Origin of the sequence: Ruminococcus flavefaciens (genome assembly GCF_900116855.1) — a bacterium.
In the GTDB taxonomy this organism is placed as follows: domain Bacteria; phylum Bacillota; class Clostridia; order Oscillospirales; family Ruminococcaceae; genus Ruminococcus; species Ruminococcus flavefaciens_R.
Genome location: NZ_UETD01000018.1, coordinates 1 through 14,081, shown reverse-complemented (window position 1 = coordinate 14,081; position 14,081 = coordinate 1). Strand labels below are relative to the sequence as shown.

At 40.2% G+C, this 14,081-nt stretch carries 12 protein-coding genes; 10 read left to right on the top strand and 2 right to left on the bottom strand.

Annotated features, from left to right (window positions below):
• The first annotated feature begins 235 nt into the window (after nucleotides 1–235).
• The 3 genes from DSZ37_RS16270 to DSZ37_RS16260 all read left to right on the top strand — a co-directional run bounded on the left by DSZ37_RS16270 (nucleotide 236) and on the right by DSZ37_RS16260 (nucleotide 4,166).
• Nucleotides 236–2,023, top strand: a complete 1,788-nt coding sequence (locus tag DSZ37_RS16270; RefSeq protein ID WP_109727910.1) for an ABC-F family ATP-binding cassette domain-containing protein — start codon at nucleotides 236–238, stop codon at nucleotides 2,021–2,023.
• Nucleotides 2,024–2,096: 73 nt separating this feature from the next.
• Nucleotides 2,097–2,756 (top strand): hypothetical protein, encoded by a 660-nt coding sequence (locus DSZ37_RS16265; protein ID WP_109727909.1) that lies wholly within the window; start codon nucleotides 2,097–2,099, stop codon nucleotides 2,754–2,756.
• A gap of 216 nt (nucleotides 2,757–2,972) precedes the next feature.
• The gene (locus tag DSZ37_RS16260; RefSeq protein ID WP_146198210.1) at nucleotides 2,973–4,166 is read left to right on the top strand and encodes a hypothetical protein; all 1,194 of its coding nucleotides are present in this window, start codon (nucleotides 2,973–2,975) and stop codon (nucleotides 4,164–4,166) included.
• Nucleotides 4,167–4,311: 145 nt separating this feature from the next.
• Here DSZ37_RS16260 and DSZ37_RS16255 read toward each other — a convergent pair whose 3' ends face one another.
• Nucleotides 4,312–4,653 (bottom strand): helix-turn-helix domain-containing protein, encoded by a 342-nt coding sequence (locus tag DSZ37_RS16255; RefSeq protein ID WP_109727907.1) that lies wholly within the window; start codon nucleotides 4,651–4,653, stop codon nucleotides 4,312–4,314.
• Between the two features lie 201 nt (nucleotides 4,654–4,854).
• Between DSZ37_RS16255 and DSZ37_RS16250 the strand changes: the two genes are divergently transcribed.
• From DSZ37_RS16250 to DSZ37_RS16225, 6 genes are all read left to right on the top strand, one after another.
• On the top strand, nucleotides 4,855–6,042 hold the full coding sequence (locus DSZ37_RS16250) for an SPFH domain-containing protein (RefSeq protein ID WP_109727906.1): 1,188 nt from the start codon (nucleotides 4,855–4,857) through the stop codon (nucleotides 6,040–6,042).
• A gap of 2 nt (nucleotides 6,043–6,044) precedes the next feature.
• The gene (locus DSZ37_RS16245) at nucleotides 6,045–6,710 is read left to right on the top strand and encodes a hypothetical protein (RefSeq protein ID WP_109727905.1); all 666 of its coding nucleotides are present in this window, start codon (nucleotides 6,045–6,047) and stop codon (nucleotides 6,708–6,710) included.
• 69 nt (nucleotides 6,711–6,779) lie between these two features.
• Nucleotides 6,780–7,997 carry a hypothetical protein gene (locus DSZ37_RS16240; RefSeq protein ID WP_109727904.1) on the top strand — a complete coding sequence of 406 codons (1,218 nt, stop codon included), beginning with the start codon at nucleotides 6,780–6,782 and terminating at the stop codon, nucleotides 7,995–7,997.
• 144 nt (nucleotides 7,998–8,141) lie between these two features.
• Complete coding sequence (locus DSZ37_RS16235; protein WP_109727903.1) at nucleotides 8,142–9,680, top strand: caspase family protein; 1,539 nt, start codon at nucleotides 8,142–8,144, stop codon at nucleotides 9,678–9,680.
• Nucleotides 9,681–9,853: 173 nt separating this feature from the next.
• Nucleotides 9,854–10,636 carry a hypothetical protein gene (locus DSZ37_RS16230; RefSeq protein WP_109727902.1) on the top strand — a complete coding sequence of 261 codons (783 nt, stop codon included), beginning with the start codon at nucleotides 9,854–9,856 and terminating at the stop codon, nucleotides 10,634–10,636.
• 870 nt (nucleotides 10,637–11,506) lie between these two features.
• Nucleotides 11,507–12,772, top strand: coding sequence for an AAA family ATPase (locus tag DSZ37_RS16225; RefSeq protein WP_109727901.1), 1,266 nt, complete (start codon nucleotides 11,507–11,509; stop codon nucleotides 12,770–12,772).
• Nucleotides 12,773–13,259: 487 nt separating this feature from the next.
• On the opposite strand, the gene DSZ37_RS16220 is transcribed toward DSZ37_RS16225, so the two are convergent.
• Entirely contained in the window at nucleotides 13,260–13,520 is a 261-nt protein-coding gene (locus DSZ37_RS16220; RefSeq protein WP_109727900.1) for a hypothetical protein, read from the bottom strand.
• A 290-nt stretch (nucleotides 13,521–13,810) separates the two neighbouring features.
• On the opposite strand from DSZ37_RS16220, the gene DSZ37_RS16215 reads away from it, so the two are divergent.
• Nucleotides 13,811–14,081, top strand: a 271-nt coding sequence (locus tag DSZ37_RS16215; protein WP_181380348.1) for a hypothetical protein, incomplete at its 3' end; no start/stop codon positions are given.

Here is a 14,081-nt window from a genome sequence, read left to right as displayed (position 1 = left end):
CTGAGCCGCTTGTGAGGGAGTCGGAGAGTGAGATATTTGCGGTCAGGGAGATTATTTACAGCTTATGTTGAACTAATTTGTGCACATATATCAATTATACCACTAAATCGGCAAAAAATCAACAATTTTCTTCTCGTATTTATCCTGCGTCAGAGCAGTCCGCGGACAGGTTTGCCTTTTCGGCTGATCTGTGATATAATTATAACAGCTATTTTTTATCAGGGAGTGAACGCAAGTGATACTGCTTACGGCTCAGAATATATCCAAGACATACATGGAGAGAAAGGTGCTCGACAACGTGTCTTTTTTCCTCAATGAGGGAGACAAGGTGGGCATCATAGGAATAAACGGCACGGGCAAGTCCACCCTGCTGAGGATACTGGCAGGGGCTGAGGAGCCCGACGGCGGCGAGGTCATCAGGACAGGCGGCATAAGGATATCCTACCTGCCCCAGATACCCGAATTTGATGACAGGGGAAGCATTCTTTCACAGGTGCTTGCACATCTGCCCGATGACCTTAAAGAGGCAAAGGAGTATGAGGCGAAGTCCGTGCTGGCGAAGCTGGGAATAACCGACTACGACCGCGATATAAGCACTCTTTCGGGTGGAGAAAAGCGCCGCGCAGGCATAGCTGCCGCACTGGTGCAGCCCAGTGACGTACTGCTTCTGGACGAGCCCACCAACCACATTGACAACGAGACCGCACAGCTCCTTGAGGAACTGCTCATGAAGTACCGCGGCGCCATTGTCATGGTCACCCACGACAGATACTTCCTCAACAAGATATGCGGCAGGATAGCCGAGGTGGACAAGGGAAGCCTTTACGTCAGCGACGGCAATTACAGCGACTATCTTACGAAAAAGGCGCAGAGAGAGGCTGACGAGGCTGCTGCCGAGCGCAAGAACAGGAGCCTTTACCGCAGAGAGCTCGAATGGATAAGCAGGGGAGCCCGTGCAAGGGGCACCAAGTCCCGCGACAGGATAGAGCGATTTGAAGCCCTTAAAAACCGCGAGATACCAGTGGAAGCCGAGAAGCTGAAGCTTCAGTCCGTGTCCTCCCGACTGGGCAAAAAGACCATAGAGATAGAGGACATCAGCAAGACCGTTGACGGCAAGCCCCTCATCACCGATTTCTCATACATTATCTCCCGTGACGCAAGGATAGGCATTGTGGGACGCAACGGCGCAGGCAAGAGCACCTTCCTGAAAATGCTGACGGGAGAGGTCTCTCCCGACAAGGGCAGGATAGTTCTCGGCGACACCGTTAACATAAGCTATTTCTCGCAGGAGTGCGAGTCCATGGACCCCACCCTCCGCGTTATCGACTATATCAGGGAGACCGCCGACAGGGTGCAGACTCCCGACGGAACTGTCACGGCTTCACAGATGCTGGAGCGCTTTCTGTTCACTCCCGAGCTCCAGTGGAACAGGATAGAGAAGCTTTCGGGGGGCGAGCGCAAAAGGCTGTACCTGCTGAAGATCCTTATGACAGCGCCCAATATACTCCTCCTCGACGAGCCTACCAACGACCTTGACATAACTACTCTCACCATTCTCGAGGACTATCTTGAGAGCTTCAGCGGAGCCGTCATAGCGGTGTCCCACGACAGGTACTTCCTCGACAAGATGGCAGACGAGATATTCGAGTTCAAGGACGGTCAGTGCAATCGCTTCAACGGAAACTACTCCGACTATGCGGAGAAGGCACTCACCTCCGCCGAGACTGAAAAGCCTAAAAAGAAGTGCGAGAAGAAGGAGAGAGTCTACACGGGCAGGACAAAGCTCCGCTTTTCCTTTAAGGAGCAGAGGGAGTATGACACCATAGACGATGATATCGCCGCTCTGGAGCAGGCTATTGCTGACACGGAAAAGGAGATGTCCGCCAATACCTCCGATTATGTAAGGCTTCAGGAACTGTCTGACAAAAAGGACGCCCTTTCAAAGGAGCTTGACGAGAAAATGGAGCGCTGGGTGTATCTCAATGACCTTGCAGAGCGCATCGGGCGCGGCGAGACCGTATGAGAGACAGCTCCTTGACAAACGGTATTTCCCGTGATATACTGAACTCATCTGAAATAAGAAACGAGGTAATGCGATGCTAAATCAGCTGCTTGACAAGCTTGAGCGGAAGTTCCGCCGCTTTTCAATATCAAACCTTATGCTGTATATCGTTCTGGGCATGGCGATATTTGCCATAGCGGACGTTATACTCATGACAAATCCGAATAACAAGGTATTTCTCATCAACATGATAACCTTTGACCGTGCGAAGATAATGCAGGGCGAGGTGTGGAGAGTGCTTTCCTTTGTGCTTGTGCCTCCCGAATTCAACATGATATTCCTTGCCTTTGCGCTGTATTTCTACTGGATGATGGGAACGTCGCTGGAGCACCAATGGGGAAGCTTCAAGTTCAACCTGTTTTACTTTACGGGAGTCATAGGCTGTATCATAGCAGGATTCATACTGGGCTATGCGACTAATTATTATCTGTATATCAGCCTTTTCCTTGCCTTTGCGATACTGTTCCCGAATGTGGAGATAATGCTGTTCTTCTTTATTCCCGTAAAGGTGAAATGGCTGGGACTGATATCGGCAGCAGGACTTGCAGGAGTATTTATAGCAGGTGGCTTTCAGACGAGGATATTCATTCTTCTGTCTCTGGCGAACCTGATACTTTTCTTCGGAAAGGATATGTTCTCGAAAATATATTACACCTGCCGCAGGTACTACTACAAGTGGAAAAGTAACAAATAAGCGCATGATTTATATCCCGAAGCGATATGACCGCTTCGGGATTTGTTCTTTATATTATAATTATAAATCAGAATTTCGAGCTGAGCCAGCTCGACCGCTTGCCACGTTGTCGCTCGTAAACTCGCTTAATAATATCAAAAATGGTATCTGTACATCGCTTACAGCGCAATAAGTACGCCGAGCCTATGTAAGGGATTCCAAAGGGACTGTGTTCCTTTGGCAGAGTCCAGAGGCAGCGCCTCTGGTCGTCGCTTTCAGCTTTTAAGGCGACGAAATAAAACAAAGCGCTCCGCAAGGGGTGAATCAAAAAACAGTCCGGTGGACTGTTTTTTGAGAGGGGACGCCCTGCAACGTAAGATTCCCTTATCAAAGAAAACTAAATCAAACCGAATAGGAACAAAAGCCGATACTTACAAATATGTAGGTATCAGCTTGTTAAATATATTTCGATTGAATTATCTAAAAATTTATGATAAAATATATGTACCAAAAAATTTAGGCGGAGGAATTACTATGAAAGAAAAGAGAAAAATGGCTGTAATTTGTATAATAGTTTTAGCTTTTATTACCTTTGGTTATGCTATAGCATTTATTGTTCACATTGAAGCTGACAAAAGAGTATCGCAGATTACTGCAGATGGAATGCTTGAATACATTGTTGGCTTTTTATCATTTGGAGCTACAATGTTATTATCTATATATGCTTTATATCAGACTAATCATTCCAATGACATGGCAAAAAAGGCGAATGAGATAACTGAAAAATCAAATGAAATAGCAACTCAAGCTGTTACTATGGCTCAAAAAGCAAATGAGATAACAGAGAAAGCTAATGCAATAGCTGAGCGTGCTTACGATATTGAAAAATACAACTATCAATTACAAATACGCCCTTTCATAACTGTAACTGACTATGATATATCTGTTTTTTCTAAACAAGATATACTGTTTTCAGATCTAAAAGTTTTTTATGAAGCAGGAAATTGGGACTCGATTTCAAACACTAACGGAATTAAGTTTAGAATAACGAATACAACAAATTCTTTTCTTTCTTTTTCATTTGATGAAGCAATTTGTAAAAATTCAAACAACAAATGGAACAATTCATGTGCTGGAGAAAAAAATATAAAAAATAGAATCATAAACTTGATGGCGGGAGAAAGCAAAGAAATCGTTTTTATTGCTGATGATAAAATGCTAGAAAAACTTTGGGCTGAAAGGATATCTATGTCATTTATTCTTGAAAACCGCTTTATGCAAAGATTTAAAGAAACATTTGATATTGTATTTATGTGGATAAAGAAAGATGATGACTTATCTTGGAAATGCTTTTTAAACTTTCAAAACTTCCGTATTTTTAGATTTGAATATCATGGTGACAATTGTATTGAAGTTGAGGAAGATTTATAATTTAACGCTAAATATTAGGGCATATAATGCGAGATTCAAGCAACAGATAATTGATGTGTTGAAAGATAAAACATATCAGTTTGCTGTATATAGTTTTTTAAAACAAGGGTGCATACGTTAATTAGCGTATGCACCCTTAACTCTTTTAAATCTTATCGTTAAAATTGTCGTGCATCAAATCCATTATGGCAAGGCATAAACGCTGATTTTCAGGAGATAACGTCTGAAACTTATCAAGAAGAGCAAATGTCATTTCTGAATAATCTGGGCTTTTTATTGCTCCGATGAGAAGATGGTCAGGAGTAGTGTTGAGAGCATTGCAGATACGTAAGAAAACTTCAAGGCTAGGAATGGAACGAGCGGTTTCAATGCACGAGAGATATTTGTCATTAAGATCTGCCATCTCGCATACTTCGACTTGCTTTAAATGAAGTTCCTTTCTACGTCTTGCTATGTTTAAGCCAACTTGTTTATAGTCCAGTTCCACATTACTCACCTCTAACATTTAGAATACATAATTGCACAAACCGAGTAAACAACGTTAAAGTAGATATTCCACTTGACATAAGAATATAATTGTAGTATAATAAGAATTATAGTAAATATTCACAAAATATTCTTGAAATAATAAGATTATTGTGATTTGCAATTGTCACTAAAGCACTATTAGAATTTGGTAGGTGATAAAATGAAAATAGCAGATATTATCAAATATGAGGGCGATAATAGTACTTTTGTATGGAAACACCCCTGTGAGGACTTTAATACCTCATCACAGCTTATAGTCCATGAGTCACAAGAAGCTCTGCTCTATATGAATGGACAGGCACTTGACCTGTTCGGTCCGGGCAGGCATACGCTGGAAACAGAGAATATCCCTTTACTTCGAAGGCTTATCAACATTCCGACAGATGGCAAGACACCGTTTCACTGCGAGATCTATTTCATCAACAAGACCGAGCAAATGGCTATCCGCTGGGGAACAGACAGTAAGGTGCAGTATGTTGAGCCTACATACGGTTTTCCGCTTGAAATCGGTGCGAATGGCGAAATGACACTTGCCGTGGAGGATTCACGTAATCTGCTGATAAATCTTGTCGGAACAGAAGCACTGCTTGACCGTCAGCACCTTGTCAATTATTTCAGGGCATTCCTTATGACAAGGGTAAAGACCTATCTTGCACAGGCAATGCGAAATAATGCTATCAGTATTTTTGAAATAGATGAACGATTCGAAGAATTTTCAAAGAGCATACATGAAAAACTAAAGCCTGATTTTGCTGAATATGGCGTTGATCTGCGAAAGTTCTTCGTGACGGGAATTGTAAAGCCAGACGGCAGCGAACAATATGAAAAGTTCAAAGAGCTTCATTTCCGGCAGTATGCGGATATTACTGAAGCAAAGCTGAAACAGCAGGTAGGTATCATCGAACAGCAGACGGCGGCTCAACGAATGGTTATACAGTCGCAGGCTATGGCGACCAAGCGTCAGCAGGAGGGCTACACCTATCAGCAGGAGCGCGGTTTTGATGTAGCGGAGCAAGTTGCACAAAACGAAGCTGTCGGACAGTTTACCAACATGGGCATCGGCTTAGGAACGATGGCAGGCATAGGCGGGGCAGTTGGCGGAGTTGTTGGGACAGCGATAAACGGTGCGGTATCGGGAATAGACAATCAGCCGCCCACACCACTTGTTGTACCAGTTAAGTGCTTTTGCGATAATTGCGGAGCTGAATTGGAAGCAGGCGCATTATTCTGCGACAAGTGTGGTACGAAGCAGGAAACTACGCCACTAAACAAATGTCCTCAATGCGGATTTGAGTTTACCCGATCGGGCAAGTTTTGTCCGAAATGCGGATTTAACAGGGAGGGATAGCCATGAAGAATAAAACTCCCTATATTGTGATAGCAATACTGTTTGTCATTTATAATGTTATCGCATTTGTGATACCGACAACAAAAACTTCTGCTTTCTGGATATGTTATGCATTCACTGTGATATCATTTGCTGTACAAGCCTATGTGTGGTATGCAACTATCGGTAAGAAACAGGACTTGAAAAGTAAGCTGCTCGGCTCATCGGTTACATATATTAGTGCGGTATACCTTGCCATACAATTTGTAGCATTTCTGATATTTATGTTTGTATCGTCTGCACCGAATTGGTGTGCTATACTCGTATGTGTGATGATACTCGGCATTTCGGCGGTCTGCATGATAACCACCAATGCAGGCACGGAAATGATAACTGCTACCGAAAACAAGGTTGCTGTCAAGCGGCAGTTTATCAAAGATCTGCAGATTGAAGTAGAAATGCTTGCTGAAACGGAAACAGACAGCGAGATCAAGCTGAAATTGACCGAGCTTGCAAAGAAGATACGGCTCAGCGATCCTATGAGTGATCCTTCACTTGCTGATTTAGAGAATGAAATGTCTATTAAGGTGGCATCAATTGATCATAGTACTGATAAGTCTGCTGCAATTGCCGAAGTGGAAAGGTTATTATTAAAAAGAAATAAAAAGGTTATAGCTTTTAAGCGATAGATAATTAAGTATGCAAAATTAAAAATATAGAGCTGAATCATCAATAATAATTGTTAAGGGGAAAGTTTCATGAAACAATTAACTTGTGAAATGTGCGGTAGCACAGATATGCTCAAGCAGGATGGAGTGTTTGTATGTCAGACCTGTGGATGTAAATATACAGTTGAAGAAGCCAGAAAGATGATGATTGAAGGAACTGTAAATGTCACTGGTACAGTAAAAGTTGACAAATCCGATGAAATGGATAACTTAGCCGTCTTAGCAGAAAGAGCGTTAAAAGAGGGAAACTACGAAAGTGCCGAACACTACTATGATAGTATTTTAAAAATTAATCCAGAGAACTGGAGAGCAAACTTCTATAAAAGTTTCTGCTCTACAATGCAAAGCAAATTAATTAATTTAGCGTCAAGATTTTACACAACATTAAATGCTGCTCAATCATCCGTTCAGATAATCGAAAAAACTGAACCAATTGACTGTGATTCAATTATAGAAATAATTGATAAAATTACGTCATTAGCTATTTTAGTATTTTATAATAGATTTAATCTCTATCAAGAAACCGAATCAGGTTGGGATTTTTTTGAAACTGATTATGAAACGATTATAAGTAATGTACTCACTTTTGATTTAAATGCTGTTGTTGCAAAATATGTTTCTAATGAAATAATTCAAGCTGTAGATAGTTCTTATCAAGAACTATCAGAAACAGTATCAACAATTAATTCTTATCTTTTCGGATCGACTAATAAATATAATGTTTTAATGAACGATCTTTTTGATAGTGCTAATAAAGTTATAAAAGAAAGCAAGCGTCAGTTACAAAAAAGTAAAAATGATGCATACTGGAATGAAAATGCAGAGAAAAGAAAGCAACTTGAATCAGAATCTGCTACTTTAGAGACTCAGCTTAAGCAACTTCATGTGCAAGTAGATCCGTATGATTCTGAAATAAAAGCATGGAAAAAGAAACGTAAAACAGAAACTCCGGCTGTCGAAGAAAAGAAAAAGCTTGAAGAACAAATATCTGCACTTAACCAACAAAAGAGCAATTTAAGCCTATTTAAGGGAAAGGAAAAGAAGGCTTTACAAGCACAAATCGATGAACTAAACTCACGTTTGCCTACTATTAATGAATCTATAAAAATTGAGAAAAAAGAACTTAATAATTTGTGTGACGGAAAAATAAAAGAGCTTGAAGGAGCCGCCAAACCACTCAAAGATAAAATTGATGCCATAGAAAAGCGAATCAAAGAGATAAAAAAAGAGCTTACTATGGACAGATAAAACAAATAGTATCCTAATATGACTCATAGAGTTGAATCCAAGTTTAGATTTGATTCTATGAGTTTTTTATATTTATATTGATTATTTAAACAAAATGAGGTATAATAATATTGAAAAAAGGCACAAAAGAAAAGGAGATAAATTATGATTAAATCATTTGTTGTAGGGGTGAGCGAGTACGATAATCCGCGATATAACATTCCGCTATGTTACAATGATATTCAAGCAATAAAAGAAGCAATGGAATTAGGCTTATCTGTAAAGCAGGAAAATATTTACTCTATTGGTGAAAAAAGAATTGTTAAACTGGAAGAATTTAAAACGTGGTTCTGTAAAGCATTGAAGGAAATTGAAGAGTCTGACACATTTATCTTTTATTTTTCAGGACACGGATCAAATGAAAAAAATGAAAACTATATTATTTTCAGCAACGCAAAGGTATCTGTTAAAGAATTGATTTCTGTCATAGATAGTATTCCTTGCAAAAATAAAATAGTTATTCTTGACTGTTGTCACTCAGGAAATGCAGGTATTTCCCTTTCTTCTCCGATTGATATATATGAAACTGCAGACCAGTTTGTAGGTCATGGGTGTGCAATAATGGCTTCATGTAGTTTCTATGAAAATTCCGGCTTCGATAACAATAGACAATTGAGTAGATATACTCGAATTATTTATGATGCGTTTACTGCACGTTCATTGATAAAACAAGGAAGGAAGTCACTCGAAGATATTAAAGAATATGTTGACAGACTTGCGTATATTGATAACAAAAAACTAGAAGATAAGTATAAGCAGCATTGCACATTTCGTTCCAGTATTGTGGGTACAATTTACTTCAATGTAGAAACTTATACACCTTATATTACAAAGAAGATATACAAAGAAACAGATCAATATATTATTTATTCTGTTAAACCTATGGGCGGCAATATTAAGCGAATAGGTATAAAAATAATTCTCAGATTTCCTTGTGAAAAAAGGGATATTGCAGAAATAGCTAATGAAATCAATAAAGAAGCTATTTATTATGATGTATTTTCTAGTCCAAATAGTGAAAAGAAATGGAAAGGAAAAACTAATAATATAATATTTGCATCTTATGGTTATGATGAAGAAGATGTTATTAATGGGACATATGCGTTCAGGAGTACATGGGTTGATAAAGATCAGGATAAAGGATATTGGTATAGAGAAAACGACCGTTCTTCAATTATAGATGACATTTTGGTTGAAGAATTGCAAGGTTACTTTTTTATAAAAAAATTTATTAATGAGAATACTTCGGATGATACTTCATTGATAGAAACATACCGCACTTGTATATATAAAATGATAATAGACGCTGAAAAGTATTTAAGTTACTATAGCGCTTATGCAAACGGAACCATTAGTGAAGTCGAGTTTATAAACCAAGTAAAAAGCTTAAAAATAGAGATTAGAAAATTATTCCTTGAACAAACAGACTTTTCAATAGCAAGTATAAAATTGCATGACTGGGCTGAAGCCTATTCCGCTCTCGCCAATGCAATTGATGAATTTGTTGTTGTATATGACGACAAAGCCGACAGAGATAGTAACGATAGAAAATTATCAATGAGTATTGCTAAAAAGAATTACAACGAATGCTTAGAAAAGGTCAAAGAACTTGATATTGAGCTATCAAAGAAGTTGGATAGCTAATAACACCAATTGTCGAAATTAAAAATGTTACACTATCAACAACTACCTTGGAATAATCTGAGGTAGTTTTTTGTATCGATAAAAATAACGACTTGACAAACGAAGGATAGCGTGTTACAATAAGATTAGTGAGTAATATAAATTTATATAAGTGCAATTACAAGGAGAGCCGTATGGAACAGCTATTAGTAAGCCATTGGCACAAGAATACAAGATATGAAATACAGAGCATAGACAGTGTGGAATACATTGTTCCCTGCGAGTATGGCTCGGTGTACGATCCAATAAAAAGTGAAAACACAATGATGACCGACGCACTTAATCTCGGCAAGTATCTGACTGAGAACGACCTCTGTCAAAATGAAATGGTGCTGGACTTTGTACATAAGTATGGTCTGCTCGGTATTATGCCTGATATTGCAGGTTCGGATATAGGTAAAAGCGAGCGTGTCATAGTCCGTGACAATATCTTTACTGACAGCGGTATCGTTGATGTGAATGAGTTTGCAAAGACATTCTTCCCTCTTGATATAATCGACCTGTTTGATAAAGCCAATAAGAAAGGCAAGCTGAGACTGTATTACCGCAGCCCGATATATTCGACAATGTTCCTGCGGAAGTATAGATACTGCGAGCCGCTTGAATGGGTAAAGAAATACTTTAAATATCTGTACAGCTTCACGATAAGCAAGGAATCAAAGCTGACGGAGTTCATACCTCCTCGCCTGACCTACAAGATAGATAACAGGAACGGACTGAACCTGCTGTGCGAGTATGATTCGCTCAAGGCAATGATTGATCTCGCCTTTGCTAAAGCAGTGACAGACGATAAGAAGCTGCTCCGTACCTGCAAGCACTGCGGAAAGCTGTTCTATGCCACCGATATACGCAGCGAGTTCTGTTCTGCAAGATGCCGAAATCAATACAACGTATACAAATCAAGAGCAAAGCATTGACGCTTTGCTCTTTTTGTTTCAAAATAAAAATGAAGGCCTTGACAAATAAAAATAGTGTGTTATAATAGAATTGAAAAAGAGTAATAGCATATATTTGATGTGCAATTACAATCAGATGCAAAGCACGAGCAGAGTTCAGTTAATGAATCTGCTCATTCTTCTCAAAACCGTGTAATATGATATGATATGTAACATATTACACATGGATAATATAAAGGGGTGACCTGAAATGAACAAGTAAAAACCAAAAAGTAACTTGAAAATTGAATATGGGATCAGGAGTTACGTTGTTTCCGATGGTGGGGCGGTGAGCCGTACCAGCCCAGAGATGCGCGATGACCTCGAAAGAGCGAGCGATAACATCTCTGGTTTCACATAGCGCAGATGTGAAGTAAGCGATGAAAGTCGGGAACGGATACTTACACTCAGCCACAGTCCGAGCGTGATAAAACCGTCGCAGGCAATGGGAGTGTGCCGGGGCAGCCGAGCATTTAGGTTGTCTATGAGTCCGATATGCAGTCGGGCGGCTTCTGATTCGGTCAGGCATAGTACGGCGGATACTGCTGTTCAAAACAGTGTGTCTGCTATGCTGGGACGTACTATGTCCTGATGCGTTCGTGATGTGTCTGATTTATATGCCAAAAACAGTTCAAATTGTACAAAGGATACTGCTCCCACATTTTAATTCCGAAACGCTCATTTTTGACTGAAAATCATTCAAAACTGTCATCATAACAGTTTTGAGTTGAAATGTCTGCAAAGCTCTATTCTATGGGCAGTGCAGCTGTTTTTATAGTTTAGTGAGAAAAGGTCAGTTCTCACAAAAATCAATTTGTGTTTTGGAAAACGTTTCAGAGCAGTCAAAAACTTATGCAAAAACAGGTCGATTTGCATAAAGGATACTGCTCCCACATTTTTTCAATCAAAAGAGCAAATATCCGCCCGACACAGCCCACACAAATAGTTCGCGCGAGCAGTTGCTCGTTACAAAAAAGCTGTCGGCTGTGTTCCGATAAAAAAGAAGGAGATGATTTTATAGGAAACGAATTAACAATTTACAACAGCGAGTACATAATGACAACTCCGCTGGAAAAGCAGGAGTACATCATCTACAAAATGATGTACCCGGGTCTGTATATCCTTGCAGGCGCGCCGAAGATAGGCAAGTCGTGGTTGGCACTGGACTTGTGTATGTCTGTCGCTAACGGTGAGCATTTCCTCAAGCACGATACGAATACAGGTCAGGTGTTGTATCTCAGTCTTGAGGACAACCTGCTGCGCTTGCAGAACAGGATATACGAGCTTACAGACGAACCCTGTGAGAACTTGAACTTCGCAATCGAAGCGAAAACTATTGGCAACGGTCTGGAAGAAGAACTCGAAAAAAGTAAACAGGAGCTTCCGAATTTAAAAATCATTGTCATAGATACGTTGCAGAAGGTCAGGTGCAACACTGATGTCAACTATGGTTCGGATTACAAAGAGCTATCTGTGCTGAAAGTACTTGCGGACAAATTAAAAGTTGCAATACTTGTCGTACATCATACGCGCAAGTGCTACGACAGCGATCCGTTCAATATGGTCTCAGGCTCGACAGGTATCATCGGTAGCGTTGACGGTATCATGGTTATGATAGAAGAACGTCGTGGAAGTGGTAAAGCAAAATTGCACTGCGCAGGTCGTGACATTGAACACCTTGAATTGAATCTGGAGTTTGCAAATCACAGGTGGAATGTAGTCGATGTTGTACCTGAGCATAAGCCAGACCTTTTCTCTTTCGCAATACATGATCTCATGGTCGAAGAAAAACGTTTCACAGGTTCCGCAACTGAGCTCTGCAAGCTAATGTACAAACGCTTCGGTCGTGAGTACGCTCCCAACTGGATGACGAGAAATCTTGTTCAGCATACCGAAGAGCTTAAAGTGTATGGAGTGCAATTCAATATGCGCAGAAGTCACGGCTCACGAATACTTGAACTCGTTTATGACCAGTCGGGTGACAGTAAGAATGGAAGTCTGCTGTGGGTAGAAATTACTGACCATACCAGCACCCGAAATTCAGAAAACGTCTATTTACCTTTGTTTGAGGCGGGTGACGGTAAAACTGAGGGTGACGGCATTTGTGGTTCAGGGTGACGGTATACCGCTCTCGGATGACAGTAAAAACGCGCACAAAACCGCCCATTTTTGCCGCCGATACAGAAATCGGGTAGTTATCCCACCCGTACCCACAAAAGCGATTGTGGCGCAACGTGGAGCGAATGTGGCGGCATTGGCACAAGGAGAAAACTACCGCTGACGGAGCCGTACCGGCAACGGAAGTATGAAATGCCAGCACCGCATTTGGCAGTCCACCGAACGCTTGCTGGTCGGGGCGAACCCCGAGCCCCCTCTCAAAAATCTCACAAGGAATGGAGGAATATCACAATGAGAAAACATAATCGGACGATCACTATCCGCTGTACAGACGCAAAAACAGATGTATTAACAAACTAGTTAAGATTGAAATACTTTTACTATTAAGTCGATAAACAATAGGAGGCGGTTGATTTGATAAATGAAAACGCAGAGCGGCGAGTGTAATACATACTACACTCGCTGCTATAATACTTTGATATAAAACTTAATCATCATCTTCAGGCAAATACCACCCATGTTCCTTATGTCTTGGTTTAGCATCTGGATGCTCTTTTTCGTGTTTTTCATTCATTCGATTTAATTGAATACCATCAATTAAATGTAACGTTTTTCCAGAGCTGGAGTCATTCCCTGAAATGTATTTTTTTCTAACTTGTTCTCGTTTTTCTTTTAGTTCTTCATCAGACATAATACTGTAATACAACTTTGGAGCGATACATCTCAATAATTCTTTAAAAATACTCATATCATTTCCTCCATCTTTGATTAATAAAAAGCATATTTCAATTTAATTTTACAGCTATTTACAAGCATTGTCAATACGCGATAAATTATGTTTTTATTTTACACATCATTTGTAAATAATAATTATCATTTTTCAACATGTAGGCAATAAATTATAATTGAAGGAGAAGTTTAAAGATAATATAATACGTGAAGGCAACAAAAAATATATCACATATACCTTTCCCAACAAAATGAAGTGCCGTGACAACAAGCTTCATGGCGAGCGATATAGAAAGGAGAATATGGAGTATGAATTCAAAGCAAGAAGAATTGCAGCAGATGTACGACAAGGAATTGTCGGCAGCGGCGGACACCCAGCCGACAGTGGTGGTGCTCGATTCCAACTGGAGAGCACTGATAGCACTCAACAAGGAAATGGCACGGGAGCAGTTAGAGATACTGCAAACACTATCGGTGCTGTCAACGAAAGCAGAGACAGAACAGGTGCTGAAAACAGTACGCTCCGAGCAGAGAGCAACAATAGAATCCTGTCGGGAACTGCTGAATCAAACGTCGGAAA